Origin of the sequence: Massilia yuzhufengensis, assembly GCF_900112225.1 — a bacterium.
GTDB classification, from domain to species: domain Bacteria; phylum Pseudomonadota; class Gammaproteobacteria; order Burkholderiales; family Burkholderiaceae_D; genus Telluria; species Telluria yuzhufengensis.
Window position 1 is genome coordinate 131,632 of the sequence record NZ_FOLD01000004.1, and the last position, 26,434, is coordinate 158,065.

The window sequence follows — 26,434 nt, forward strand, 5'->3', positions numbered from 1 at the left end:
CGTTTCTCTCAGTCGTGGTGGGCGGCGGCGCCCTTGCCCTGCTCGGCCTTGACGGCGAAGCTGCCGGCCGCGGCGTAGCGCTCGCCCGCGGCCAGGCCCGAAACAATGTCGACATGGCGCCCGTCCGAGCGCCCCGCTTCAACCGGCTGCGCGACGAAGCCCTGCGCCACGCGCTTGTACACCACCTGTTGCCCGTCCACCGTCTGCAGCGCCGAGCGCGCCACCGCCACCTTCGCCTGCGCCGTGCCGGTCACGATGTCGACGTTCACCGCCAGGCCGGGCCGCCATGCTCCCTGCGGGTTGGCCAGCACCACGCGCGCACGCGCCGAGCGCGACTCTTCGCCGATCAGGCTGCTCACGAAGCTGACCTTGCCGGGTGCGGTTGTGGAAGAAGCGATGGAGCGGATGACCGCATCCGTGCCGACCCGCACGATGTCGAGATCCTTGCTCGGCACCACCACGTCGGCCCACACGGTGGACAGGTCGGTGATGGTGAAGATGCGGGTGTCGGCGTTGACGATTTCGCCCATGGCGATGTGCTTTTCCACCACCACGCCGTCAAAGGGTGCGCGCACCTGCAGGCGGTTCGAGCTTGCGCCTGATCCGGCGCCGAGCGCGGCGAGTTTCTGGCCGCTTGCGCGCACGGCGATTTCCGCTTCGCGCAGTTCCTGCGTGGCTTTCAGGTAGTCCTGCCTGGCCGAGATCTTCTCTTCCCACAAGCTCTTCTCGGCGGCGTGCTGGGTGCCGGCCCAGGCGAGCCGCTGCTGCGCCGCGGCCAGCGCCGCGCGTTCCTGCGCCACGTCGGCGCTGGCGACGACGGCCAGCACCTCGCCCCTGCGCACCAGCTGCCCCAGGTTGGCCGGCACCGCTTCCACGGCGCCGGACGCGCGCGGCGTCACGTGGGCGGTGCGGTCTTCGTTGAGCGCGATCTGGCCCGGCATGCGGATGAAGGTGTCGAGCCGCAGCGGGCCGGCGGTCTCCAGCGTGATGCCGGCGCTAGCTACCTGCGCGTCGCTGAAGCGGATCACGCCGTCATCGAGGTGGGAGGCTTGCTCTCCGTGGGCTTCGGTTTCTACCTGGCCGGCAGGTTCCGCGCGATCCTTCAGCAGCACGAAGGCGCCGAAGGCGATGGCCAGCGCCAGCATGATGGCGACGATCCTGGTTTGCTGCTTGTTCATGGGTTCTCCTGGGGTGCGGGGCCGAGCAGCCGCTCGATATCGGCGGCGGCGCGGTGGGCGTCGGCGACCGCTTTATTGTGTTGGTGCCTGGCCTGGGCATAGGCGCGCTGGGCGTCGAGCACGTCCAGCAAGCCGAACCTGCCCAGCTCGTAGCCGCGGCTGGCCAGCTGGAAGGCTTCGCGCGCGCCGGGGACGATGTCGGAGCCGATCATCGCGGCTTCCTGCACTGCCGCCGCCAGGCGCGCATGCGCCTGGGCCAGTTCGGCCTGCAGGCGCACGCGTTCCGCTTCGAGCTCGTCGTGCGCCTTGTCGACCCGCCGCAGCGATGCCAGCAGTGCGCCTCCGTTGCGGTCGAACAGCGGCAATGGCAGCGACACGCCAAGCACAGCCTGGCGTTGCTGCTCCGGGGTTTCGCGGCGGGTGCCGAGGATGAGGGTCACGTCCGGGGTGCGCCGGGCTTGCTCGACACGCACCAGAGACTGCCGGTGCGCCAGTTCGGCTTGAGCGCGCCGGGAGGTGGGCGACAGCACGATCCGGGCCACCAGCTGGTCGAGCGGCGCGGCGGCCGGAATTTCGGGCGTGGCAGGCGCCGAGACCTCGATGTCGGCGGAATTCCCGCCCCACAACGCGGCCAGCCGGATGCGCGCGCTCTCCAGCTCGCGCGCGGCCTGCAGCGCCTCGATGCGGGCATTGGCCTGCGCGACCCTGGCGCGGGTGGCTTCCAATGGCGGCGCCTTGCCGGCATCGACCCGGCGCGCGGCGGCGTCGGCCGCCTGCCCCGCCAGCGCCGCCAGTTCCTGCGCCAGCCGCCCCTGCTCGCTGGTGGCGACGGCGTCATGGAAGGCGGCGATCGTGTCGGCACGCACGCGCGCCCGCAAAGCGTCGCGCTCGGCCACGGCGAGGTCCTGCTCGCGCCGCGCCGCATCGACGCGCGCGCCGCGCTTGCCGCCCAGTTCGATGGGAATGCCCAGCTGGGCGGTGGTGGTGCGATTGGCGCGGTCCTGCCCTTCGCGCACGAATTCCAGCGTGGGATTGGGCAGCGCCCGCGCCTGCGCGATGCTGCCTTCTTGCGCTGCCACTTCATGGCCCGCCGCGCGCAAGGCGGGGTTGGCCTGCAGCGCGCGCGCCACGGCGGCGTCGAGCGTGAGCGGTGCTGCGGCGCACGCGGGCGCGCAGGCGAATCCCGCCGCCAGGGCAAGGACAATACAAAGGTTTTTCATGGTCCGGTTCCGAGTGAGCGATGTCATCGGCGGGACGCGTGTCCCGCCGCCTAGCTGCGCACGGGCCGGTCGGGCGGAGGAACGAGGTCGGGGATGTGGGAGAGGTAGTGCGGGGGGATGAAGCGCAGTTGCGGCAAGCGCGCCGGGGTCGAGACGGCCGGCGCCATCGCCATCAGGGGACTGCCCGAAAAGTGGTGGCAGCAATCGCAGCCCCCGTCGTCGTCGGCCGCGCCACTGTCGTCGTCATCGCATTGCTGCTGCCACTGGTGGCACACGTGCTGCACAGTGCTACCCTCGTCCGGACTGCAGCAGGCGCCCGTGGCCGCCCACACCAGCTGGAGCGGCATCAGGACCAGCAGTAGCAGGATGAACAAACGCTTCATGGAGCGGCGGCGCAATGGTTGATATATGATCGACATTAGAAACCCTGTAGCGGCTACAGAGTCAAGCACGATCAAACGAAGCAAGGACATATGCTGAAAATAGGCGAACTGGCGGCGCGCACCGGCTGCCCGGTGGAGACGATCCGCTACTACGAGCGCATCGGCATCTTGAATCCGCCCCAGCGCCACGCCAACAATTATCGCAGCTACGGCGAACGCCACGTGGAACGCCTGCAGTTCGTGCGCCACTGCCGCGCGCTCGACATGGGGCTGGATGAAATCCGGGTGCTGCTGGAGGTGCGCGACCGGCCGGAGCAGGAATGTACGGACGTGAACGAACTGCTTGACCGGCACATCTCGCGCGTGGCCGCCAAGATCGCCGAGCTCGCCTCGCTCGAACGCCAGCTGACCCAGCTGCGCGGCTGTTGTGTGGCGACCCGGGCATCGCATGCCTGCGGCATCCTGCATGCGCTGTCGGAGCACGACAAGGTGCACTAAGCGAGACCGTCGTACCGGCGAAGGCCGGTACGCAGTCTTGCCCGTATATCGATTGCTCATATAACTTGGGCACCGGCCTTCGCCGGTGCGACGGCAATAAAAAAACCGCCAGGCTCACGCACTGGCGGTTTTTTCATGAAGCGGCGAACCGCTTCGGGCTTAACGCAAGATTACTGCGCCGCGCCTTCGACCGGATCGGCAGCCTTCATCGACAGCTTCAGGCGCCCGCGCTCGTCGGTCTCGAGGACCTTCACGCGCACTTGCTGGCCTTCTTTCAGGTAGTCGGCGACGGCGTTCACACGCTCGTTGGCGATCTGCGAGATGTGCAGCAGGCCGTCCTTGCCAGGCATGACTTGCACGATGGCGCCGAAGTCCAGGAGTTTCAGCACGGTGCCGTCGTAGGTCTTGCCCACTTCGACCGATGCGGTCAGCTCTTCGATGCGGCGCTTGGCTTCCTGGCCGGCGGCGGCGTCGACCGATGCGATGGTCACGATGCCTTCGTCGGTGATGTCGATCTGGGTGCCGGTTTCTTCGGTCAGCGCGCGGATGACGGCGCCGCCCTTGCCGATCACGTCACGGATCTTTTCCGGGTTGATGCGGATGGTGATCAGGCGCGGTGCGAAGTCCGACAGCTCGGTCTTCACGGTCGGCATGGCCTTCTGCATTTCACCCAGGATGTGGTGACGGGCTTCCTTGGCTTGCGCCAGTGCCACCTGCATGATTTCCTTGGTGATGCCCTGGATCTTGATGTCCATCTGCAGCGCGGTGATACCGGCCGGGGTACCAGCGACCTTGAAGTCCATGTCGCCCAGGTGGTCTTCGTCGCCCAGGATGTCGGTCAGGACGGCGAACTTGCCGCCTTCCTTGATCAGGCCCATGGCGATGCCGGCGACGTGCGCCTTCATCGGCACGCCGGCGTCCATCAGTGCCAGGCAGCCGCCGCAGACCGAGGCCATCGACGAGGAGCCGTTGGACTCGGTGATTTCCGAAACCAAGCGCACCGAGTAGCTGAAATCTTCCGGGTTAGGCAGCGCTGCGACCAGCGCGCGCTTGGCCAGGCGGCCGTGGCCGACTTCGCGGCGCTTCGGGGTGCCCACGCGGCCGGTTTCGCCGGTGGCGAACGGAGGCATGTTGTAGTGCATCATGAACGAGTCGGTGTACTCGCCCATCAGCGCGTCGATCTTCTGGCTGTCGCGGGCGGTGCCCAGCGTGGCCACGACCAGCGCCTGGGTTTCGCCGCGGGTGAACAGGGCCGAACCGTGGGTACGCGGCAGCACGCTGCTGCGGATCGCGATTGGACGCACGGTGCGGGTGTCGCGGCCGTCGATGCGTGGCTCGCCGTCCAGGATCTGCGAACGCACGACCTTGGCTTCCATGTCGAACAGGATGTTGCCGACTTCGCCTGCATCGGCGCTGACGCCCTGGGTTGCCAGGGCCGCCATGACTTCGGACGAGAGCGACTTCAGCTTCTGCTGGCGCGCCGATTTTTCGCGGGTCTGGTAAGCGTCGCGGACCCTCTCTGCCGCCAGGTCGGAGACGCGGGCGATCAGTTCTTCGTTCTTCGGCGCCGGCGACCATTCGACTTCCGGCTTGCCGCCTTCGGCCACCAGGTCGTGGATCGCGTCGATGACGGCGCGCATCTGCTCGTGGCCGAACACGACCGCGCCGAGCATGACTTCTTCCGACAGTTGCTGGGCTTCCGATTCCACCATCAGGACGGCGGTTTCGGTGCCTGCCACGACCAGGTCCATCAGCGAGGTCTTCAGCTCGGTGGTGGTCGGGTTCAGGATGTACTGGCCGTTCGCGTAGCCGACGCGCGCTGCGCCGATCGGGCCGCTGAACGGGATGCCGGCGATGCACAGGGCAGCCGAGGCGCCGATCATCGCAGGGATGTCCGGATCGATTTCAGGATTGACCGACAGGACGTGGATGATGACCTGGACTTCGTTCAGGTAGCCTTCCGGGAACAGCGGACGGATCGGACGGTCGATCAGGCGCGAGGTCAGGGTTTCTTTTTCCGAAGGACGGCCTTCGCGCTTGAAGAAGCCGCCCGGGATCTTACCGGCTGCGTACGTTTTCTCCATGTAGTCGACGGTCAGCGGGAAGAAGTCCTGGCCCGGCTTGGCGTCCTTGCGGGCAACCACGGTTGCCAGGATGACGGTATCTTCGACCGACACGACAACGGCGCCGCTTGCCTGGCGCGCGATTTCACCCGTCTCCAGGGTGACCGTGTGTTGACCGTACTGGAAGGTTTTCGTAACTTTATTAAACATTGGGAAGTCCCTTTCTATTTGCCGACAGATTTTCAGGTGCTGTCGTTCACCTCACCACGGGGCGGAATGGTTGTTCCGCCATTACTGCAAAAACGACAAACATCAAAAACAAAAAATGCCCGCGTCAGGTAACTGGCGCAGGCATTTCGTGACTAAACGTCAAGACTCAAGCGATTACTTACGCAGGCCGAGTTTGGCGATCAGGTCGCGGTAACGGGTTGCGTCCTTGTTTTTCAGGTAGGACAGCAGGCTCTTACGGCGGTTAACCATCATGATCAGGCCACGACGCGAGTGGTGATCCTTCTTGTGTTCCTTGAAGTGACCATTGAGCTCGTTGATGCGTGCGGTCAGCAGTGCGACCTGGACTTCCGGCGAGCCGGTGTCGTTCTGGCCACGTGCGTTGTCCGCGATGATCGCGGCTTTGTTGATGTGTTCTACGGACATGATGTTACCTTTCACATGCGGTGCAAGAGTCGAAACCCCGGCGCACCGTGATTAACAAAATACCTGCCCAAAACGGACAGACCCGCCAGTATAGGGGAAAACCGAACGTGCGGCCAGTGTTTGCGTCGACCGATTGGTGCATCATGGGGTTTTCGGGGCAAATCGATGGGGGCAGCCATGAAAAATTTAGTCATCTTTACAACAGCTGCCGGGCTGCTCGCCCTGGGCGGCTGCGGCACCGTGTTCCGCCAGGCGCCCAGTCCCGGCGACCCGCTGGCGGTGGTCCAGCACAAGATGGGGATGCCCACGGCCGTGTACCGCGACGGCGCCGACGAGCTGCTGGAATACGCCACCGGGCCGATGGGCCAGCAGACCTTCATGGCGCACATCGGGACCGACGGGCGGCTGACCCGCTACGAGCAGGTGCTCACCAGCGAGAAGTTCGCCACCGTCAAGATCGATACGGCGACCAAGGACGAGGTGCTGCGCACCTTCGGCCGCCCGGCCGAGATGTCGCGCGTGGCGATGCGCGACTACGAGGTCTGGTCCTACCGCTACAAGGAAGCCGGCGTGTGGAATTCGATGATGCACGTGCACTTCGACCAGCAGGGCATCGTGCGGCAGATGCTCAACGGGCCCGATCCACTGTTCGACCCGAAGGACCGCCAGGGCCCTTAGCGCCGCCGCTACTGCGCACGAAGGCCTCCACCGCGTCGAGCGTCGGCGCCAGCCTGCGCAGGGAGGTCGAGAGCGAGGCCACCAGCGAGGTGTGGCTGACGCCGTCGTAGTACAGCTCCTGCACCGGCACGTCCGCGGCCCGCAGCTTCGCCGCCAGGGCGCCGGTGTTGCGCGCCGGGTCGACCACCTTGTCGGACCTGGCGGCGATCAGGAGTGCGGGCGGCGAGGAAGCGCTCACGTGGCTGGCGGGCTGCGAATCGGCAGGCGTGTCCGGATAGTTGAACACCGGGCGGGTCGTGGGGTTCTGCACCGGCAGGAAATCGTAGGGACCGGCCAGGCCGATGAGGCCGCGCACCGCGCTGGTTTCCAGCCCCTGCTGGCCAAGCCAGCGCGCATCCAGCGCCAGCATGGCCGCGTTGTAGGCGCCGGCACTATGCCCCATCAGGTAGATCCGTCCCGGGTCGCCGCCATGCCGTGCGATCTCGCGCCGGGTCCAGGCCACGGCCTGGGCGGCATCGACGAGGAAGTCGGGGTAGCGGACCTGCGGATACAGCCGGTAATCGGGGATCACCACCACGAAGCCGCGCGCCGCGAGAGCTTGGCCGACGAAGGCGTAGTCGGTTCGGCTGCCGCTGACCCAGTTGCCGCCGTAGAAGAAGACGATGACGGGGGCGTTGTTGGCGCCGCTTGCGGGGCGGTAGATGTCGAGCTGGTGGCGCTCGCCGGGGGCGTAGGGCTGGTCTTTCGTGGCGCGGGTTTCGCCGGCGGGGGAGACGGCGTTGAGGATGGAGAGGGGGGTGCAGGCTGTGAGAAGTAAGGCAGCGGCGATCAGGAGGGCGGATTTTTTCATCGGGCGGCCAGGTGGTGGGGTCGCCTTGAGTATAGGGGGGACGTTCCTGCAGTTGCGCACGGTTGGGGTTGTGCGACGAACTTGGGGGGGCACAATGCCAGTGGCATTGTGCCCCCCAATTTTGCGTGAAACCTACACCCCCTGCGGATTCACCCTCTCCACCTTCGAATGCAGCTTGTTCAACCCCGACAAATATGCCTTGGCCGACGCCACGATAATGTCCGGATCCGCCCCAACGCCGTTGACGATCCGCCCCGAGTGCGACAGGCGGATGGTCACCTCTCCCTGCGACTGCGGCCCATTGCTGATCGCGTTAATCGAAAACAGCACCTGCTCCGCCCCGCTCTTGACCACGCTCTCGATCGCCCCCACCACCGCATCCACCGGCCCGTCGCCCGAGGCTTCGGCCGACACTTCCCTGCCTTCGACCGAGAACACGATGCGCGCATGCGGCAGTTCGCCGGTTTCGGAGCGCTGCGACAGCGACACCAGCTTGTAGGTCTCGCCACCCTGCGCGTGGTCTTCGGCCGACACCAGCGCCATGATGTCTTCGTCAAAAATCTCGGCCTTGCGGTCGGCCAGCTCCTTGAAACGCGCAAACGCAGCATTCACCTCAAGCTCCGAGGCCAGCTCGATCCCCAGTTCCTGCAGGCGCGATTTAAAAGCGTTGCGGCCGGAGAGCTTGCCCAGCACGATCTTGTTGGCGGTCCAGCCCACGTCTTCGGCGCGCATGATCTCGTAGGTCTCGCGCGCCTTCAAAATGCCGTCCTGGTGGATGCCCGAGGCATGGGCGAACGCGTTCGCGCCCACCACCGCCTTGTTCGGCTGCACCGCGAAGCCGGTGATCTGCGAGACCATTTTCGAGGCCGGCACGATCTGGGTGGTGTCGATGCCCACCGTCAGGTTGAAGTAATCTGCGCGGGTGCGCAGCGCCATCACCACTTCTTCCAGCGAGGTGTTCCCTGCCCGCTCGCCCAGGCCGTTGATCGTGCATTCGATCTGGCGCGCGCCGCCGATGGTCACGCCGGCCAGCGAGTTCGCCACGGCGAGACCCAGGTCGTTATGGCAGTGCACCGACCACACGGCCTTGTCGGAATTGGGCACGCGCTCGCGCAGGCGGCGGATGCGCGCGCCGAATTCTTCGGGCACCGCGTAGCCCACGGTATCGGGGAAATTGATGGTGGTGGCGCCTTCCGCGATGACGGCTTCCAGCACGCGGCACAGGAAGTCTTCTTCCGAGCGGCTGCCGTCTTCGGGCGAGAACTCGATGTCGTCGGTATGCTGGCGCGCGTAACGGATGGCGAGCTTGGCCTGCTCCAGTACCTGTTCGGGCTCCATGCGCAGCTTCATCTGCATGTGCAGCGGTGACGTGGCGATGAAGGTGTGGATGCGCTTGCGCGCGGCGGGCGCCAGCGCTTCGGCGGCGCGGGCGATGTCGCGCTCGTTGGCGCGCGACAGCGAGCAGATGGTGGAGTCGCGCACCGCAGCCGAGATGGCGCGGATGGCCTCGAAGTCGCCCGGGGAGGCGGCGGCGAAGCCGGCTTCGATGACGTCCACCCGCAGGCGCTCGAGCTGGCGCGCGATGCGCACCTTCTCGTCCTTCGTCATCGAGGCGCCGGGCGATTGCTCGCCGTCGCGCAGGGTGGTGTCGAAAATGATGAGGCGTGAGGTATCAGGGATCAGGTCGGGCATGCTGGGCTCCATGGCTAAACAGGTTTAGCGGGCGCCCCCTGCCCGGCCCAAAGGCCCGCTAGCGGCGCACGCTGTCGTCCGGCTCGTCGTCGCTCGGGATGATGCTCACCTTCTTGCCCTTGGCAAGGCGCCAGGCAAACACGGCATACCCCGACAAGCCGTAAATCACAAAAATCGGCCACAGGACTTTCGGTGGGTCGATCGCCACCAGCGCGAACGCGAGGGCAATCAGGAACACCACGATGAACGGCACCGACTTGCGGAAGTTCACGTCCTTGAAGCTGTAAAACGGTACGTTCGACACCATCGTCAGGCCCGCGAACACCGCGATGCCCCAGCTCACCCAGTCCACCTGGCGCGAGCTCACGTTGATGTCCGGGTCGGTCATCATCATGATGAAGCCGACCACCAGTGCTGCAGCCGCGGGGCTGGGCAAGCCCTGGAAGAAGCGCTTGTCCACCACCTCGATGTTGGTGTTGAAGCGCGCCAGGCGCAGGGCGGCGCCGGCGCAGTAGATGAACGCCGCGATCCAGCCCAGCTTGCCCAGGCCGCGCAGCGACCATTCGTAGATCACCAGCGCCGGCGCGGCGCCGAAGGACACCATGTCGCTCAGCGAGTCGTACTGCGCGCCGAACTCGGACTGGGTATTGGTCAGGCGCGCGATGCGCCCGTCCAGCCCGTCCAGGATCATCGCGATGAACACCGCCCAGCAGGCGTGCTCGAAGCGCTGGTTCATCGCCATGACGATGGCGTAGAAACCGCAGAACAGCGCGCCGGTGGTGAACGCATTGGGCAGCAGATAGATGCCGCGGCCGCGTTCGCCCTGGGCGCGGTCTTCCGCGCGCCGCCCGAAGCGTTTCAATCGGGAAAATCGTGGCGCCTTGGGCCCTGCCCCAGGTGGTCGACGTCGTGGAAAGCTTGGCATATGGATCCGTATTCAAGTGATGCTGTTCCCAGCATTATAGAGGCGGGAACAGCATGTTAGCGAACGGCTATTATTGCCCGTATCGCTTACTTGAAACGCACCTTACCAACGAGACGCATCTGGAGGGTCGTTTCTCCGGGTTCAAAACTTGGTTCCGGCATCTCATCGGCCATTTCCCGCTTGGCGCTCATGCGCATCATGGCCGGCGCCGCCTGCCCTTGGGCGTCCCCGGCGTAATTGCCCGAGCCTTCGAAATCGACTGTGTCCAGCACCGCTTCCGACGGCTGGCGGCCCATGGCGCTGGCGATCGACGCAATGCGCTCGTTCAGGTTGCGGTAGGTGGCGGCAATGCGCTGGTCGTCCAGGCGCTTGGTCAGTTCCGGGCTCAGCCCGAAGTTCACGCCATTGATTTGCAGAACTTTCTGCGCAGCGGCGGCGGTCTTCGGCAGGTCTTGCAGGTTCTTCGTCGTCACTTCCAGGTACTGGCCGACGCGCCAGGCGACCGGCACCGGTTTGACCGGCGTACGCGACACCGGTTGAGGCATCGGCGGCACTTCCGGGTAAACCGGGTAAGTGTAGTAGCCCATCGTCTTGAGCTCGGCCTTCGGATCGGCGCGGCGGACGATGTCGGTGCCCTCCTTCATCTTGCGGTTCACGCGCGCGGCGGCGGCGTTCTTGTCCTTGTCGTGCTCCTCGACGGCGAAGGTCATGACGGCCTGGTCGTTGGCGTGCTTGACTTCGCCGTAGGCCGGCACCACGACCAGCGTGCCGCTGGTGGCCGGGGCGGCGATGGTCTGCGCCTGCGCCTGGAACGCCAGCACGAGGGCGGCGGCGACGATGGATTTGGAAATCTTCATTGATTGTTCTCCATAAAGTTGCGACGGATGTCCGCGTCACTTATACGATACCGTCACTGTCGCACTCGTCGTGATTTTGTAATGGATCGTTGCAACTCTGTAGATGGAGTAACAGCTGTCTTTAATTGTAGGGTGGTCGGCTTGCCGACCGCGCGTTCACATCACGGATGCCCGACACGCACCGGCGTTTCATCTTACGTTTGAACGCGCGGGCGGGAAACCCGCCCACCCTGCGGTAGTACATTACCGCCGATTTTTCGATGCCAGCTTAGTTCTTCGACTGGTCCACCAGCTTGTTCTTCGCGATCCACGGCATCATCGCGCGCAGCTTGGCGCCGACTTCTTCGATCGGGTGCTCGGCGGTCAAGCGGCGGCGCGAGATCAGGGTCGGGGCGCCGGCCTTGTTCTCGAGGATGAAGCTCTTCGCGTATTCGCCGGTCTGGATGTCCTTCAGGCACTGCTTCATCGCTTCCTTGGTCGCCGAGGTGACGACTTTCGGGCCGGTGACGTACTCGCCGTATTCCGCGTTGTTCGAGATCGAGTAGTTCATGTTGGCGATGCCGCCTTCGTAGATCAGGTCGACGATCAGCTTGAGTTCGTGCAGGCACTCGAAGTAGGCCATTTCCGGCGCGTAGCCCGCTTCGGTCAGGGTTTCGAAGCCGGCCTTGATCAGCTCGACCGCGCCGCCGCACAGGACAGCCTGTTCGCCGAACAGGTCGGTCTCGGTCTCTTCGCGGAAGTTGGTCTCGATGATGCCGGCGCGGCCGCCGCCATTGGCCATCGAGTAGGACAGCGCGATGTCGCGGGCCGAGCCCGATTTGTCCTGGTAGACGGCGATCAGGTGCGGCACGCCGCCGCCCTGGGTGTAGGTGCCGCGCACGGTGTGACCCGGCGCCTTTGGCGCGACCATGATCACATCGAGGTCGGCGCGTGGCACGACCTGGCCGTAGTGCACGTTGAAGCCGTGGGCGAAGGCCAGCACGGCGCCCTGCTTGGCGTTCGGCTCGACGTTTTCCTTGTAGACCTGGGCGATGTTTTCATCCGGCAGCAGGATCATGATGACGTCGGCGGCCTTGACCGCTTCATCGACCTCGGCGACCTTCAGGCCGGCCGCTTCGACCTTGTTCCACGACGCGCCGCCGCGGCGCAGGCCGACGGTGACGTTGACGCCCGATTCGCTCAGGTTCTGTGCGTGGGCGTGGCCCTGCGAGCCGTAGCCGATGATGGCGACGTTCTTGCCCTTGATGAGGGAGAGGTCGCAGTCTTTGTCGTAGAAAACTTTCATGGTCATTCCTTAAATTTTAGATAGTTGGAGCAGGCATGCGTTGGTTGGACGCGCGGTCGGCGGAGCCGACCACCCTACGGTTTTTATACTTTGAGGATGCGTTCGCCGCGGCCGATGCCGGAGCCGCCGGTGCGTACCGTCTCCAGGATGGAGGTGCGGTCGATGGCGTCGATGAAGGCATCGAGCTTGCTCTTGGCGCCGGTCAGCTCGATCGTGTAGGTCTTCTCGGTCACGTCGATGACGCGGCCGCGGAAGATGTCGGCGGTGCGCTTCATTTCTTCGCGCTCCTTGCCGACCGCCCGCACCTTGATGAGCATGAGTTCGCGCTCGATGTGCTGGCCTTCGGTCAGGTCGACCACCTTCACCACCTCGATCAGGCGGTTCAGGTGCTTGGTGATCTGCTCGATGATGTCGTCCGAGCCGCTGGTGACGATGGTCATGCGCGACAGGGTCGCGTCTTCGGTCGGCGCCACGGTCAGGGTTTCGATGTTGTAGCCGCGGGCCGAGAACAACCCGACCACGCGCGACAGCGCGCCGGCTTCGTTCTCCAGCAGGACAGAAATAATATGGCGCATTACAGGTCCTCCGAGCCGAGCAGCATTTCGTTCAGGCCGGCGCCCGCCTTGACCATCGGCCAGACGTTTTCGCTCTGGTCGGTGATGAAGTTCATGAACACCAGGCGGTCCTTCATGGCGAAGGCTTCACGCAGCGAGCCCTCCACGTCGCCCGGCTTCTCGATGCGCATGCCCACGTGGCCGTAGGCCTCGGCCAGCTTTTCGAAGTCCGGCAGCGAATCCATATACGACTCGGAATAGCGCGAACCGTAGTCGATCTGCTGCCACTGGCGGACCATGCCCAGGAAACGGTTGTTCAGCAAAATGATCTTCGGAGTCAGGTGGTACTGCTTGCAGGTCGCGAGCTCCTGGATGCACATCTGGATCGAGCCTTCGCCGGTCACGCAGGCAACCGTCGCGCCAGGATTCGCCATCTGCACGCCCATCGCGTACGGCAGGCCGACGCCCATGGTGCCCAGGCCACCGGAATTGATCCAGCGGCGCGGCTTGTCGAAGCCGTAGTACTGCGCGGCCCACATCTGGTGCTGGCCGACGTCCGAGGTGATGAAGGCGTCGCCATCGGTCACGCGGTGCAGCTGCTCGATCACCGACTGCGGCTTGATCAGCGTATCGGACGACGCATAGGCCAGGCAGTCCTTGCCGCGCCATTCGGCGATCTGCTTCCACCACGACTGCAGCGCGTTCGTGTTCGGCTGCGCGCTGCTGGCGTCGAGCTGCGACAGCAGTTCCACCAGCACGTCCTTGACGTTGCCGACGATCGGGATGTCCACCTTCACGCGCTTGGAGATCGACGACGGGTCGATGTCGATGTGGATGATCTTGCGCGGATTCGAGGCGAAGTGCTTCGGGTTGCCGATGACGCGGTCGTCGAAACGGGCGCCGATGGCGATCAGGACGTCGCAGTTCTGCATCGCCATGTTCGCTTCGTAGGTGCCGTGCATGCCCGGCATGCCGACGTAGTGCGGGCTGGTCGAGCGCGAAGCGCCCAGGCCCATCAGCGTGTTCGTCACCGGGAAGCCGAGCTTGTCGACCATGCGGTTCAGCTCATTCGAGGCGTTAGCCAGGATGACGCCGCCGCCCGCATAGATCATCGGGCGTTCGGCCTGCTGCAGCAGCTGCACGGCCTTGCGGATCTGGCCCGCGTGGCCCTTGTCCACCGGCTTGTACGAACGCATCTCGATCTCGCGAGGGTAGTCGTATACCGCCTTGTGCATGCTGATGTCCTTCGGGATATCGACCAGCACGGGACCGGGACGGCCGGTGCGGGCAATATAGAAGGCTTTCTTGATGGTGTTCGCCAGGTCCTTGACGTCCTTGACCAGGAAGTTGTGCTTGACCACCGGGCGGGTGATGCCGACCGTGTCGCATTCCTGGAAGGCGTCCTGGCCGATCGCATGGCTCGGCACCTGGCCGGTAATGACGACCATCGGGATCGAGTCCATGTAGGCGGTGGACAGGCCGGTGACGGCATTGGTCACGCCCGGACCGGAGGTCACGAGGGCGACGCCGACGGTATTGGAGCTGCGCGAATAGGCGTCTGCGGCGTGGACCGCGGCCTGTTCGTGGCGGACGAGGACGTGCTGGAATTTGTCCTGCTTGAAGATGGCGTCGTAGATGTAGAGGACTGCCCCGCCCGGATAACCGAAGACGTGCTTGACGCCCTCTTCCGCGAGACAACGCACCACAATCTCAGCGCCCGTGATGGGGACACTTGAATCGTTACTCATGACCATTCCTTTCAATACCCAATGGGAGTTTGATCGGATGCCCGTTCCTAACGAGGTGCAAAATGCGCGACAACCCTCATGCGTCCCTTCTCTCTGCGGTCACGTCTGTGCTTCGGGATGCCGTAGGATCCTTACGCACGGGCGCTGGGCGCAACTCGTTCGGCTTGAGTGTTTGTGGCGTTTTTGTGCATCTCTCGCGCTTTTGGCGCGGGTCGGAGCAAACTGCCTACAAATGAAAGCGAGTCATTCCGGAAAGGGCTGGTAGGCCTAGACCGGGTGACCAGAGAGCTTCGGGGGTGCAAAGCGTTTAGCCACATTACTGCGTTGCACCATTTTGGTCAAGACTTCAAGAAAAATATTTGTCGTGGTCCAAAACGGTGCATCAGCGCTGCATGCCCCAGCGGCGGATCGTGAGTCGTTCAAGGGTCTGGAACACGATGTGTTCGACAGCCAGCCCGATGAGGATGACGGCGGCCAGGCCGGCGAAGACCTTGTCCGTAAACAGTTCGTTGCGGCTCTGGAAGATGTACCAGCCCAGGCCGCCCTGCCCCGAGGTGCTGCCAAAAACCAACTCAGCCGCGATCAGCGTGCGCCAGGCGAAGGCCCAGCCGATCTTCAGGCCCGACAGGATGGACGGTAGCGCCGCCGGGATCAGGATCTGCAACACCATGCGCAGGCCGCCCAGGCCATAGTTGCGGCCCGCCATGCGCAGCGTGTCCGGCACCGAGCGAAAGCCCGCGGTGGCGTTGAGCGTCAGCGGCCAGATCACCGAATGCACCAGCACCATCAGCAGGCTGCCCTTGCCCAGCCCGAACCACAGCAACGCCAGCGGCAGCAGGGCGATGGCCGGGAGCGGGTTGAACATCGAGGCCAGCGTATCGATCAGTTCGCGCCCCACCTTGCCCGAGACCGCCAGCCAGGTCAGCAGGAAGGCTCCCGCCACGCCCAGCGAAAAGCCCTGCACCAGCACGCCCAGCGAGACGCTGATGTAACCCCACAGTTCACCTGAGGCGACGCCGGCGCCGAAGGCCTTGGCGGTCTGGATCGCACCGGGCAGCAGCAGGTCGTTGTCGAACCAGTGGGCCAGCCCTTCCCACACCACCGAGATGGCAATCAGCAGGCCCAGTTTGCGCAGCCAGGCGAGGTCCGGCAGCGTGTATGCAGCCGGCGTGCTGGCCTGCACTGGCGCCGCCAGCCTCGGTTCCAGAATATATTCAGCGCGAATCGGCGGATTATTCATTGATGGCTTTCGTAGGGTGGCCGGCTCCGCCGGCCGCGCGTTCAAGCTCCCCAAACAACAGCCCATGAATCCGCTGCGTCGCCGCCTGGAACTCGCTGCTGCCCGCACTTGCCAAACTGAACTGGTGACTATTCAACTCCGCCCTCACCCGCCCCGGATGCGGCGACAACAACAAAATCCGGTTCCCCACCACCAGCGCCTCTTCGATCGAATGCGTCACGAACAGCATGGTGAACCCGATCTCTTCCCACAGCACCTGCAGCTCCTCCTGCATGGTGCGGCGCGTGAGCGCATCGAGCGCCGCGAACGGCTCGTCCATCAGCAGCACCGCCGGCTGCATCGCCAGCGCCCGTGCAATCGCCACCCTGGCCTTCATCCCGCCCGACAGCGTGTGCGGATAGGCGTCGGCAAAGCGCGCCAGCCCGACCTTGCCCAGCCAGTGGCGCGCCCGCTGGTCCGCCTCCTTGCGCCTGACGCCCCCGGCCAGCATCGGGAACATCACGTTCTCCCGCACCGTCTTCCAGGGCGGCAGCTGGTCGAATTCCTGGAACACGACGATGCGGTCCGGCCCGGGGCGGGTGATTGCCTTGCCCGCCAGCGTGAGGCTGCCGGCCTGCGGCGCAATGAAGCCGCCCACGGCCTTCAAAAGGGTCGACTTGCCGCAACCCGAAGGCCCCAGCAGCACGAAGCGGTCGCGCTCGTACACGTCGAAACTCACATCCTCGGTGGCGCGCACGATGCCGCGCTCGCCCCGGTATTCCAACGTGACGTGCGCGGCCCGCAGCAGCGGTTCAGGTGGCGGCACCAGGTTCAGCGGGCTCATGCTCAGCTCCCGGCGTCGAGCGCCGGATGGGCGAAGAAGTAATCGCGCCAGCTCACCGGCTTGGTTTTAATGGCGCCGACTTCGTGCAGGAACTGCGCCAGGCCCAGCGTATTTTGCGGCGCCACCTTGAACTGCACCTGCGGGTTCTTGATCACCTTGATCAAGAGCGCGCGGTCGATATTGCCCTTGTTGACGCGCAGGTAAGCGTCGGCCGCCGCTTCCGGATTGTTCGTGGCCAGCTGGGCCGCCTCACTCAGGGCATCGATGAAGGCGCGGTAGGTCTTGGGGTTCTCCTTCACATACTTCTCGGTGGCGTACAGTACGGTGGCCGAGCTTGGGCCGCCCAGCACGTCATAGGAATTGAGCACGATCTTCGCGTTCGGATTGCCGGCCAGTTCCTGTTCCTGGAAAGGCGGGTTGCCGAAGTGGCCGTTCAGTTCGGTCTTGCCGGCGATGATGGCGGCCGCCGCGTCCGGGTGCGGCACGGTCTGGGTGATCGGGTCGAGTTTCTTGAATTCCGCCTTGCCCCACTGCTTGGCCGCGGCCATTTGCAAGATGCGCGCCTGCACCGACACGGTGACGGCCGGCAGCGCGATGCGGTCTTTCTGGCTGAAGTCGGCGATGGTTTTTACGGCCGGGTTGGTGCTGACCAGGTAATACGGGAAGTTGCCGAGCGAGGCGACGGCGCGCACGTTCTGGCGGCCGTTGGTGCGGTCCCAAATCGTAAACAGCGGGCCCAGGCCGGCGCCGGCCACGTCGATCGAATTCGACAGCAGCGCATCGTTGACGGCCGCGCCGCCCGACAGCTTGACCCAGTCGACGTCGAGCTCGACGCCCTGCTTCTTGCCGTGCTTTTCAATCAGCTTCTGGTCCTGCGCCACATTGAGCAGCAGGTAGACGATGCCGAACTGCTCGGCGATGCGGAGCTTGCCTTCGGCCTGGGCGGTGGAGGACAGGCCGAGCGCCAGCGCGGCGGCTGCGGCCACGCACTTCATTTTCGTATTCATCATTTTCTTTCAGAACGGGACGTCGCCCTCGATGGTGGTGCGGTACAGCTTGCGGCGCTGCTCTTGCGGGAAGGCGGTGGCCAGGTGCATCAGCGAGCGGTTATCCCAGAACACCATGTCGTTCGGCTGCCACTGGTGGCGGTAGACGAATTCAGGGCGGGTACTGTGCGCGAACAACTGGTCCAGGAGCTCGCGGCTGCGCGCTTCCGGCACGCCCAGCAGGCGGGTGGTGAAATGCTCGCTGACGAACAGCGCTCGGCGCCCGGTTTCCGGATGGGTGCGCACCACCGGGTGCACGGCCGGCACCACCTCGTCGATCTGCTCCTGGGTGAGCTTGGGGCGCCACGGGTTGCGGGCGCGCAGTTCCTCGTACTTGGCCAGGTAGCTGTGCTCGGCGCGCAGCCCGGCGATCTCGCGCTTGAGCTTGCCCGGCAGCGCGTCGTAGGCTGCGTGCTGGTTGGCAAACAGCGTGTCGCCGCCCTCGCTCGGCAGTTCCTGCGCGTGCAGCATCGAGCCCAGGCTCGGCACCGCCTTGTACGACAGGTCGGAATGCCAGAAGTGGCCGGCGTCGCCCAGGCCGATCGGCTGCTCGTTTTCGCGGATGTTGGAAATCACCAGCACTTCCGGGTGACCGGCCAACTGGAACTGGCGCAGCACGTGGATCTGCAGGCGGCCGAAGCGGCGGCTGAAGTCCACCTGCTGCCGGGGCGTGAAGGTCTGGTCGCGGAACACCAGCACGTGGTGCTCGAGGTGGGCGCGGTGAAGGCGGTCGACATCGTCGTCGCTCAGCGGCAGGGCAAGGTCGAGGCCGAGGATCTCGGCGCCGAGCGGCTGCTTGAGCAGGGGGCGGATATCGAAATCCTGGCGGGAAGAATCGAGCGGCATGATGGCAAGGATGAGTGAACTTCAGTCCAGAATAGCGACGCACTCCAGGCGCGACAACGAAGCATTTCGACTAACTTCATGCACTTTTTGACAGCACCAGGGGCGCCCGCCGGGCGTGTTTCGGTGCGCGCTGTGCGATTTCGATGCAGCGGCCTTGGTTTTTTGCTAGGATTCGTGGGTTTTCCTCACGGCATCCGCTTTACCCGCCCCTCACCACAACGCATGGCCACAGACAAAGAACTCAACGACTTCCTCGAGAATGTCGAACGGCGCGCGTTCAAGCAGGCGGTGTATGCGGTTCGCAAGGACGAGTCGGCGCTCGACATCGTGCAGGATGCGATGATCAAGCTCGCCGAGAAATACGGCGACAAGCCGGCGGCCGAGCTGCCGATGCTGTTCCAGCGCATCCTGCAGACGACCATCCTCGACTACTTCCGCCGCGAGAAGGTCCGCAATACCTGGATCAGCCTGTTTGGAGGCTTCAGCCGGCCGGATGGGGAGGATGAGGAATTTGATATACTTTCCTCGTATGAAGCAGAAGCAGGGACGGCTGCCGCAGAGTCCAGCGCCGATCAATACGAGCGCGCACAAACCTTGCGCATCATCGAACAGGAAGTAGAAAAGCTCCCGACGCGTCAACGGGAAGCCTTCCTCATGCGTTACTGGCAGGATATGGACGTGGCCGAGACGGCCGAAGCGATGGGTTGCTCCGAGGGAAGCGTCAAGACGCACTGCTCCCGCGCCACCCACGCCCTCGCCGCCGCCCTCAAGGCCAAGGGAATCAAGCTATGAACACCGATGACATCAACCTGGCGTACAAGGTACGCCAGGCCCTGAACGAGAACCTCGACGCGCTGCCGGCCTCCACGACCGACCGCCTCGCCGCCGCACGCGCCCGCGCGCTGGCGCGCAAGAAGGCCGATGCGCCGGGCCTCGCTACGCCGCGCCAGGCAACCCGCGCGAAGCGCCCGCTGTTCGACCTCCAGGCCCTGTTCAGCGCCCCGGCGCTGGCGCGCTTTGCCGTCGTGGCGCCGATGCTGGCGCTGGTGATCGGCATGGGCGGCGTGTACCAGGTCGAACAACAGCAGCGCATCGCGGCGATGGCCGAGATCGACGCGGCCGTGCTGGCCGATGAACTGCCGCTGACCGCGTACCTCGACCATGGCTTCAATGCCTACGTGGAGTCGCAACAGCGCCAGCAATGACGAAATCCGCGCCGAAGCCCCGCATTGCCGTCGTGGCAGCCGCGGCGGCGGTCTTGATCGCCGGGGCCGCGACCTGGGCGGTGGTCAACCGTTCCGAATCCACCGCGCCGGCCGCCCGTGGCGCCGGCAACCCCGCCACTACCGCCGCCGGCGCCAAGCCGCCCGCCAAGACCCTCGACAAGCCGCTCTGGCGCGACCTCACCCGCGCCCAGCAGGCCGCCTTGACCCCGCTGCAGCCCGAATGGGACCAGATGGACGGCATGCGCAAGCGCCGCTGGCTGGAACTGTCGCACCGCTTCGCCTCGATGAACCCGGCCGAGCAGCAGCGCGTGCACGAGCGCATGCGCCAGTGGATGCGGCTGACGCCGGCCCAGCGCAACCTGGCCCGCGAAAACTACTCCAAGACCCGCAAGCTGGCCCCCGGCGAGAAGGCCGCCACCTGGGAAAGCTACAAGCAGCTGTCCGAGGAAGAAAAGCGCAAGCTGGCACGCTCGGGCGCCGCCCGTCCAGCGGGCCCGCCGGCGATGCCGCATTCGCCCATCATCGACACGCCCACCAGTTGCCCGCCAGGCGCCATGCGCCGCGGCACCTCGTGCATCCTGCCGACCGCCCCGGCGCCCGGCGTCGTGCCGGCGCCCGCCACCGTACCGACCACGATCACCTCCACGCCGCCGGCCGCCGCACCGGCGCCTCCAGCACCTCCTCCCGCCGCCCAGGCCGCACCGAATGCAAGCAACTAACACCGTTCCTGTCGCCACCCCGACCGTCCGCCGCCGTTTGATGGCGATGCTGTATGAAGTGTTCCTGCTGTTCGCAGTGGAGATGCTGGCCATCGCCCTCTACATGCTGGTCACGCTGAACAGCCAGCACCCGCTGGCGAAGATGGGAATGAACGTATGGCTGGTGCTGGCGGCCGGCGCGTATTTTGTTTTCTGCTGGGTCGACAGCGGCCACACCCTGGCCATGAAGACCTGGCGCATCAAGGTCGTCAAGCTGGGCTACAGGCAGGTGCCGTTCAAGGCCGCTGTCGCGCGCTTCTTGCTGTCGTGGGGCTGGATCCTGCCTGCGCTGCTGGTGCGCGAGATGCTAGGGATGCATGGCAAAGGGGAGACGGCGGTGCTGGTGACGGTCGGGATCGTGGCGTGGACCTTGACGGCGTTTTTGGACAAGGACCGGCAGTTCCTGCATGACCGGGTGGCGGGGACGCGGTTGGTGGAGCTGCCGAAGCGGGTGAAGGGTCAAAAATTAGCGTGACGCGGCGAACTTGGGTTCCGGCCTTCGCCGGAACGACGGGCAACTGCTAGCGCTTGTAGCACCGCCTACCTATGATCCGTCATACGCGCCACTGGCGCCTACGACTCCCGGCGAAGGCCGGGATCCAATTTTGCATGCACCCCGCGAGCGTTTTTAGAACCGCTCGAAGTCCAACAAATACCTCCACTGCCCCACCCCCAACCCCGCCATCGACACGCGCCCGATCCTGATCCGGCGCATCTCGACAATCTCCAGCCCCACCTCGCCACACATGTGGTTGATGAGCCCCGGCCGTACATCCTTTAATGCGAAGCGCAGCCGGTGTTCGTTCTGCCAGCTCACCTTCATCGGTGCGATCGGCTTGCCGTTGAACGTCAAACCGTGGTTGAGCCGCTTGAGCCCATGCTCGGCGATGGTGCCCGCCACCTCCACAATGTATTCCTGCTCCACCCGCGACGCCTCGTCGACCAGCTTGCGCGCCACGCGGAAGTCTTGTGTGAACACCACCAGCCCGCTTGCATCGGTCTCCAGCGGCGAGGTCAAGGCCAGCTTGGTCAAATGGCGCTTGAGGAAGCGCTGCTGGCCGTGGCCCTGGGCATCGTGCGCCTGCGGCGTCACGCAGCCCAGCGCCGGCTCGCCGCGCACGCCCACGCCCGAATTGAAGCCGGCAGGTTTGTGCAGCAGGATGGTGACTGGCGTGGGCTCCTCGGCCGTCGCACCCGGCAGCAGGCGCACGTCCTGTCCCGGCGCCACGCGCGAGGCCGGGTCGTCCGTCACGTTGCCGTCGACGCTGACCCAGCCGCCGGCGATATAGCGTTCGGCATCAGCGCGCGAACAAGCCAGTTGTGCGGCGACCCGTTTGGCCAGCCTGATTCCATCGTCGGTCATTATTCGCGCCAATCAGCAAAGAAGTTCGTAAAGACGTCGACCGTGCGCGCCACGTCGGCGCGGGAGACGTCCAGGTGGGTCACCAGGCGCATGCGCGGGCCAACGGTAGCGCGGATGCGCTCGCGCGCCAGCGCGCGGCGCAGCGGCTCGCAGGCCGCCGCCGGCACGTCCAGCCAGAAGATGTTGGTCTGCGGCGCGCTCACCGTGAGCTGCGCCACCTGCGCCAGGCCATGGGCCAGCGCCGCGGCGTTATCGTGGTCTTCAAGCAGGCGCTGCACGTTGTGCTCCAGCGCGTATTGGCCCGCTGCGGCGATCACGCCGGCCTGGCGCATGCCGCCGCCCAGCATCTTGCGCCAGCGCTTGCCCTGCTCGATGAAAGCCTTTGGTCCCAGCAGCACCGAACCGACCGGTGCGCCCAAACCCTTGGACAGGCACACCGACACGGTATCGAAACCGGCCACGGCGTCGGCCAGGCTGATGCCCTGCTTGACGGCCGCGTTGCAGATGCGCGCGCCGTCGAGGTGGGTGGCCAGGCCCTTGGCGTGCGCCAGCTGCGTGGCAGCGGCCAGGTAGTCGCGCGGCAGCACACGCCCGCCGATGGTGTTTTCCAGCGCCAGCAGGCGGGTGCGCGCAAAATGCATGTCGTCGGGCTTGATGTAGGCCTCGATGTCGCCCAGGGCGATGCTGCCGTCCGGCTGGTTGGCGATCGGCTGCGGCTGGATACTGCCCAGCACCGCGGCGCCGCCGCCTTCGTACTTGTAGGTGTGCGCTTCCTGGCCGACCAGGTACTCGTCGCCGCGGCCGCAGTGGGTCATCAGGGCGATCAGGTTGGTCTGGGTGCCGGAGGGCGCGAACATGCCGGCCTCATAGCCGAACAGCTCGGCGGCATAGTCCTGCAGGCGGTTCACCGCGGGGTCGTCGCCGTACACGTCGTCGCCGACTTCCGCCGCCGCCATCGCGGCGAGCATCTCGCTGGAAGGATGGGTCACGGTGTCGCTGCGCAGGTCGATCCAGTCGTTCTTGCTCATGTTCGTTCTCAGTCCGTGCTCAAGGGTGAATAGAAACGCTGCTTCATTTCATCGAGGCCCAGTTCGGCCATCACTTCCTGCAGGCGTTCGGTCGGGCGGCGGCGCGGCAGGTTCTTGTAGGTAGCCACGATCAGTTCGTTCTTCATCGAGTGCTCCCAGCCCACCAGTTCCGTCACCGTGACCTGGTAGCCGTGGCTTTCCAACTGCAGGCAGCGCAGCACGTTGGTGATCTGGCTGCCGAACTCGCGGGTGTGGATCGGGTGGCGCCAGATCTCGGTCAGCGCGCTGCGGCCAAGATCCTTGCCCTTGTTCTTGCGCAGCAGGGTCGCGACTTCGGCCTGGCAGCACGGCACCAGCACCATGTGCTTCGCCTTCTTCTTGAGCGCGAAATCGATGGCGTCGTCGGTGGCCGTGTTACAGGCGTGCAGCGCGGTGACGATGTCGATGGTGTCGGGCAGCTGGCTTGAGGTGGTGGATTCGGCCACCGACAGCGGCAGGAAGGACATGCCGCCGCCAAAGCCCAGGCGCGCGGCCAGCTCGGTCGATTTCTGCACCAGCTCTTCGCGGGTCTCGATGCCGTACACGTGGGCGCCCTCGCCATGGCCCTTGAAGAACAGGTCGTAGAGGATGAAGCCGAGATAGGACTTGCCGGCGCCGTGGTCCACCAGCGAGACGCCCGGCTTGGTCGCCTGCACGTCCTTGAGCAGCGGCTCGATGAAGTTGTACAGGTGGTAGACCTGTTTGAGCTTGCGGCGGCTGTCCTGGTTCAGCTTGCCGTCGCGCGTGAGGATGTGCAGCTCCTTCAGCAGCTCGATCGACTGGCCGGGGCGCACTTCCGGTGGAAGCTCGGGGGTGTTCGTGTGTTTAGCGTGCTTCATCGATCCATGCTGCCTGAATGGCTTCCAGTACCCGCTCGCCGCCGCGCGTGCGGTCATCGTTAAAGCCGTCGAGCGCGACGACCCAGTTGTGGAGGTCGACGAAACGCACGGTGGCGGGGTCGACATCCGGATAGTGTTCGTACAAGGCCTCGGCGATGGCCGCGACATCCGTCCACTTCATGGCAAGCTCCGGTCAGTGATTCTTCTCGGCTGCGTGGTTGATGGTGTATTTCGGGATCTCGACCACCAGGTCTTCCGTGGACACGATGGCCTGGCACGACAGGCGCGAATTCGGCTCCAGGCCCCAGGCCTTGTCGAGCATGTCTTCTTCTTTTTCTTCCAGCTCACCCAGCGACTCGAAACCTTCGCGCACGATCACGTGGCAGGTGGTGCAGGCGCAGACGCGGTCGCAGGCGTGTTCGAGCTCGATGTCGTTTTCCAGCAGGACGTCGCAGACGGATTTACCGGGCGGCGCGTCGAGCACGGCGCCTTCAGGGCACAGGACTGGGTGGGGAAGGATGACGATTTGTGGCACTTGGGTTACCTCGTTAATGTATTGATATTGCTGCCCTTGCCCATCGCGTCAGCCTCAAGACCGTCGTTCCGGCGAAGGCCGGAACCCAAGTTTTCATGCACTGCGTGGACGCGGGCAGAAATTGGGTCCCGGCCTGCGCCGGGACGACGTGCCCAGGGTGCGGGGCGGGTATTACCTGACTATCAGATCTCGTCCAGCGACTTGCCCGCCAGCGCCTTGCGCACGCTCTTGTCCATGCGCCTTGCGGCGAAATCTTCGGTGCCCTTGGCCAGCGCCTGCACGGCTGCGTGCAGCGCGTCCTGGCGTGCGCCTGCTTCAAGCGACGTGTCGTTGGAGCGGTGAATCGCATCGCGCACGCCGATCACCAGCTTCGCCAGCGCGTCCTGTTCGGCGTCATCCAGCAAATCGGCATCGGTATCCAGCGCCGATTGTGTCGCCAGCAAGATGCGCTCCGCCTCGACCTGCTCTTCACGCAGCGCGCGCATCTGCATGTCGCCCTGGGCCGACGAGTAGGAATCCTGCAGCATGCGCGCCACCTCGTCGTCGCCCAGCCCGTACGAAGGCTTGACGGTGATCGAGGCTTCCACGCCCGAACGCGTTTCGCGCGCCGACACGGCCAGCAGCCCGTCCGCGTCGACCTGGTAGGTGACGCGGATGCGCGCCGCACCGGCCGCCATCGGCGGGATGCCGCGCAGTTCGAAACGGGCCAGCGAGCGGCAGTCGGACACCAGCTCGCGCTCGCCCTGCACCACGTGCACGGCAAGGGCGGTCTGGCCGTCCTTGAAGGTGGTGAATTCCTGCGCGCGTGCGCAGGGAATGGTCGAATTGCGCGGGATGATCTTTTCCACCAGGCCGCCCATGGTCTCGATGCCGAGCGACAGTGGCGTCACGTCCAGCAGCAGCCAGTCGTCGCCCTCGGCGCGGTTACCGGCCAGCAGGTTGGCCTGGATCGCGGCGCCCAGCGCCACCACTTTATCCGGGTCGATGTTCGCGTGCGGGATGGTGTGGAAGAACTCCGACACCGCGCGCCGCACGTGCGGCATGCGGGTGGCGCCGCCGACCATCACGACGCCGTCCACGTCTTCGACGCTGACATCGGCGTCGCGCATCGCTTTACGAATGGCGTTCATGGTCTTGCCGACCAGGTGCCTGGTGATCTCGGCAAACGTGTGCGCGGTGATGGTCACCTGGACGATTTCGCCGGATTTCAGGATGGCGTCGATCGTGGTCTCGTCGTTGGTCGACAGCAGTTCCTTGGCCTGGCGCGCCTTGACCATCAGGGTGGCGGTGTCGTGCTCGGACAGCGGCGCCAGCCTGGCCTGCTCGTTGATCCAGCAGAACAGGCGGTGGTCGAAGTCGTCGCCGCCCAGGGCCGAATCGCCGCCGGTGGACAGTACTTCGAACACGCCCTTGGACAGCTTGAGGATCGAGATATCGAAGGTGCCGCCGCCCAGGTCATACACGGCATAGACGCCTTCCTTGGCGTGGTCGAGGCCATACGCGATGGCGGCGGCGGTCGGCTCCGACAGCAGGCGCAGCACGTTGATGCCGGCCAGCTGGGCGGCGTCCTTGGTGGCCTGGCGCTGGGCGTCGTCGAAATAGGCCGGCACCGTGATGACGGCGCCCACCAGGTCGTCGCCGAGCGAATCTTCGGCGCGCTGGCGCAAGGTGGCCAGGATCTGGGCCGAGGTCTCGACCGGGCTTTTTACGCCGGCGACGGTATTGATCTGCACCATGCCGGGAGCATCGACGAAATCATACGGCAGGTTCTCGGCGTGGGCGATGTCCTTGAGGCCGCGGCCCATGAAGCGCTTGACCGAGACGATCGTGTTCTTGGGGTCGGTGGTCTGGTGGGCTTGCGCCTTGTGGCCGATGTTGGCGTTGCCGTTGGCCAGGTAGCGCACGACCGATGGCAGCAGCTGGCGGCCGTCCTCGTCGCTCAGCACTTCCGGGATGCCGCTGCGGATGGTGGCAACGAGCGAATTGGTGGTGCCCAGGTCGATGCCGACCGCCAGGCGGTGCTGGTGCGGGGCGGTGGACATGCCGGGTTCGGCGATTTGGAGTAGTGCCATGTGTGTCGTAATACCTGTTATTTTTGTAGGGTGG

At 65.2% G+C, this 26,434-nt stretch carries 28 protein-coding genes; 6 read left to right on the forward strand and 22 right to left on the reverse strand.

From position 1 onward, the window contains the following. Positions 1-8: 8 nt before the first annotated feature. The 3 genes from BM031_RS05340 to BM031_RS05350 are packed head-to-tail and all read right to left on the reverse strand — an operon-like array spanning position 9 to position 2,781. Positions 9-1,178 (reverse strand): efflux RND transporter periplasmic adaptor subunit, encoded by a 1,170-nt coding sequence (locus BM031_RS05340; RefSeq protein ID WP_091872096.1) that lies wholly within the window; start codon positions 1,176-1,178, stop codon positions 9-11. Beyond that, the gene (locus tag BM031_RS05345) at positions 1,175-2,398 is read right to left on the reverse strand and encodes a TolC family protein (protein ID WP_091872098.1); all 1,224 of its coding nucleotides are present in this window, start codon (positions 2,396-2,398) and stop codon (positions 1,175-1,177) included. Before BM031_RS05345 ends, BM031_RS05340 begins: the two co-directional genes overlap by 4 nt. A 50-nt stretch (positions 2,399-2,448) precedes the next feature. Next, positions 2,449-2,781 (reverse strand): hypothetical protein, encoded by a 333-nt coding sequence (locus BM031_RS05350; protein WP_091872101.1) that lies wholly within the window; start codon positions 2,779-2,781, stop codon positions 2,449-2,451. Positions 2,782-2,871: 90 nt separating this feature from the next. Between BM031_RS05350 and cadR the strand changes: the two genes are divergently transcribed. After that, positions 2,872-3,279: a Cd(II)/Pb(II)-responsive transcriptional regulator gene (gene cadR / locus BM031_RS05355; protein ID WP_091872104.1), complete on the forward strand. Its 408-nt coding sequence runs from the start codon at positions 2,872-2,874 to the stop codon at positions 3,277-3,279. A gap of 170 nt (positions 3,280-3,449) precedes the next feature. Here cadR and pnp read toward each other — a convergent pair whose 3' ends face one another. Next, positions 3,450-5,552, reverse strand: coding sequence for a polyribonucleotide nucleotidyltransferase (gene pnp, locus BM031_RS05360; protein ID WP_091872106.1), 2,103 nt, complete (start codon positions 5,550-5,552; stop codon positions 3,450-3,452). 174 nt (positions 5,553-5,726) lie between these two features. Further along, positions 5,727-5,996: a 30S ribosomal protein S15 gene (gene rpsO, locus BM031_RS05365; protein ID WP_091872430.1), complete on the reverse strand. Its 270-nt coding sequence runs from the start codon at positions 5,994-5,996 to the stop codon at positions 5,727-5,729. A 177-nt stretch (positions 5,997-6,173) separates the two neighbouring features. Between rpsO and BM031_RS05370 the strand changes: the two genes are divergently transcribed. After that, positions 6,174-6,674, forward strand: coding sequence for a hypothetical protein (locus BM031_RS05370; RefSeq protein ID WP_091872109.1), 501 nt, complete (start codon positions 6,174-6,176; stop codon positions 6,672-6,674). Here the strand turns inward: BM031_RS05370 and BM031_RS05375 are convergent. From BM031_RS05375 to BM031_RS05425, 11 genes are all read right to left on the reverse strand, one after another. Further along, positions 6,625-7,524: an alpha/beta hydrolase gene (locus BM031_RS05375; RefSeq protein ID WP_091872112.1), complete on the reverse strand. Its 900-nt coding sequence runs from the start codon at positions 7,522-7,524 to the stop codon at positions 6,625-6,627. The two genes, BM031_RS05370 and BM031_RS05375, sit on opposite strands and share 50 nt — an antisense overlap. 132 nt (positions 7,525-7,656) lie before the next feature. Beyond that, on the reverse strand, positions 7,657-9,216 hold the full coding sequence (locus BM031_RS05380) for a 2-isopropylmalate synthase (RefSeq protein WP_091872114.1): 1,560 nt from the start codon (positions 9,214-9,216) through the stop codon (positions 7,657-7,659). A gap of 58 nt (positions 9,217-9,274) precedes the next feature. Further along, a complete protein-coding gene (gene pssA / locus BM031_RS05385; protein ID WP_091872117.1) occupies positions 9,275-10,141 on the reverse strand; it encodes a CDP-diacylglycerol--serine O-phosphatidyltransferase in 867 nt (288 codons plus the stop codon). Positions 10,142-10,227: 86 nt separating this feature from the next. Continuing rightward, positions 10,228-10,998: an SIMPL domain-containing protein gene (locus BM031_RS05390; protein WP_091872119.1), complete on the reverse strand. Its 771-nt coding sequence runs from the start codon at positions 10,996-10,998 to the stop codon at positions 10,228-10,230. A gap of 268 nt (positions 10,999-11,266) precedes the next feature. Continuing rightward, positions 11,267-12,283 (reverse strand): ketol-acid reductoisomerase, encoded by a 1,017-nt coding sequence (gene ilvC, locus BM031_RS05395; protein WP_091872122.1) that lies wholly within the window; start codon positions 12,281-12,283, stop codon positions 11,267-11,269. A gap of 83 nt (positions 12,284-12,366) precedes the next feature. After that, positions 12,367-12,858 carry an acetolactate synthase small subunit gene (ilvN, locus tag BM031_RS05400; RefSeq protein WP_020652989.1) on the reverse strand — a complete coding sequence of 164 codons (492 nt, stop codon included), beginning with the start codon at positions 12,856-12,858 and terminating at the stop codon, positions 12,367-12,369. Continuing rightward, positions 12,858-14,585 (reverse strand): acetolactate synthase 3 catalytic subunit, encoded by a 1,728-nt coding sequence (locus BM031_RS05405; protein ID WP_091872125.1) that lies wholly within the window; start codon positions 14,583-14,585, stop codon positions 12,858-12,860. The genes ilvN and BM031_RS05405 overlap by 1 nt, the downstream gene beginning before the upstream one ends. A gap of 382 nt (positions 14,586-14,967) precedes the next feature. Then, positions 14,968-15,825, reverse strand: coding sequence for an ABC transporter permease (locus BM031_RS05410; protein ID WP_177207657.1), 858 nt, complete (start codon positions 15,823-15,825; stop codon positions 14,968-14,970). Next, entirely contained in the window at positions 15,818-16,648 is an 831-nt protein-coding gene (locus BM031_RS05415; protein ID WP_091872131.1) for an ABC transporter ATP-binding protein, read from the reverse strand. The genes BM031_RS05410 and BM031_RS05415 overlap by 8 nt, the downstream gene beginning before the upstream one ends. Before the next feature lie 2 nt (positions 16,649-16,650). Beyond that, positions 16,651-17,655, reverse strand: a complete 1,005-nt coding sequence (locus BM031_RS05420) for an ABC transporter substrate-binding protein (RefSeq protein ID WP_091872134.1) — start codon at positions 17,653-17,655, stop codon at positions 16,651-16,653. Between the two features lie 9 nt (positions 17,656-17,664). After that, positions 17,665-18,540: a TauD/TfdA dioxygenase family protein gene (locus tag BM031_RS05425; protein WP_091872136.1), complete on the reverse strand. Its 876-nt coding sequence runs from the start codon at positions 18,538-18,540 to the stop codon at positions 17,665-17,667. A gap of 222 nt (positions 18,541-18,762) precedes the next feature. On the opposite strand from BM031_RS05425, the gene BM031_RS05430 reads away from it, so the two are divergent. The 4 genes from BM031_RS05430 to BM031_RS05445 are packed head-to-tail and all read left to right on the forward strand — an operon-like array spanning position 18,763 to position 20,999. Next, on the forward strand, positions 18,763-19,332 hold the full coding sequence (locus BM031_RS05430; protein ID WP_091872139.1) for an RNA polymerase sigma factor: 570 nt from the start codon (positions 18,763-18,765) through the stop codon (positions 19,330-19,332). Next, a complete protein-coding gene (locus BM031_RS05435; protein ID WP_091872141.1) occupies positions 19,329-19,745 on the forward strand; it encodes a DUF3619 family protein in 417 nt (138 codons plus the stop codon). The genes BM031_RS05430 and BM031_RS05435 overlap by 4 nt, the downstream gene beginning before the upstream one ends. Further along, positions 19,742-20,485 (forward strand): DUF3106 domain-containing protein, encoded by a 744-nt coding sequence (locus tag BM031_RS05440; protein ID WP_091872144.1) that lies wholly within the window; start codon positions 19,742-19,744, stop codon positions 20,483-20,485. The genes BM031_RS05435 and BM031_RS05440 overlap by 4 nt, the downstream gene beginning before the upstream one ends. After that, the gene (locus BM031_RS05445; protein WP_091872146.1) at positions 20,472-20,999 is read left to right on the forward strand and encodes an RDD family protein; all 528 of its coding nucleotides are present in this window, start codon (positions 20,472-20,474) and stop codon (positions 20,997-20,999) included. The genes BM031_RS05440 and BM031_RS05445 overlap by 14 nt, the downstream gene beginning before the upstream one ends. Before the next feature lie 153 nt (positions 21,000-21,152). On the opposite strand, the gene BM031_RS05450 is transcribed toward BM031_RS05445, so the two are convergent. The 6 genes from BM031_RS05450 to hscA form a co-directional block, all read right to left on the reverse strand. Continuing rightward, positions 21,153-21,887, reverse strand: coding sequence for an rRNA pseudouridine synthase (locus BM031_RS05450; RefSeq protein WP_091872149.1), 735 nt, complete (start codon positions 21,885-21,887; stop codon positions 21,153-21,155). Then, on the reverse strand, positions 21,887-22,915 hold the full coding sequence (gene ltaE, locus BM031_RS05455) for a low-specificity L-threonine aldolase (protein WP_091872152.1): 1,029 nt from the start codon (positions 22,913-22,915) through the stop codon (positions 21,887-21,889). The genes BM031_RS05450 and ltaE overlap by 1 nt, the downstream gene beginning before the upstream one ends. Positions 22,916-22,923: 8 nt before the next feature. Beyond that, on the reverse strand, positions 22,924-23,793 hold the full coding sequence (locus tag BM031_RS05460; RefSeq protein WP_091872155.1) for a class I SAM-dependent methyltransferase: 870 nt from the start codon (positions 23,791-23,793) through the stop codon (positions 22,924-22,926). Further along, positions 23,780-23,974: a Fe-S cluster assembly protein IscX gene (gene iscX, locus BM031_RS05465; RefSeq protein WP_091872158.1), complete on the reverse strand. Its 195-nt coding sequence runs from the start codon at positions 23,972-23,974 to the stop codon at positions 23,780-23,782. Before iscX ends, BM031_RS05460 begins: the two co-directional genes overlap by 14 nt. 12 nt (positions 23,975-23,986) lie before the next feature. Further along, positions 23,987-24,328, reverse strand: coding sequence for an ISC system 2Fe-2S type ferredoxin (gene fdx, locus BM031_RS05470; protein ID WP_091872160.1), 342 nt, complete (start codon positions 24,326-24,328; stop codon positions 23,987-23,989). Positions 24,329-24,510: 182 nt separating this feature from the next. Continuing rightward, entirely contained in the window at positions 24,511-26,400 is a 1,890-nt protein-coding gene (gene hscA, locus BM031_RS05475) for a Fe-S protein assembly chaperone HscA (protein ID WP_091872163.1), read from the reverse strand. Positions 26,401-26,434: the final 34 nt, after the last annotated feature.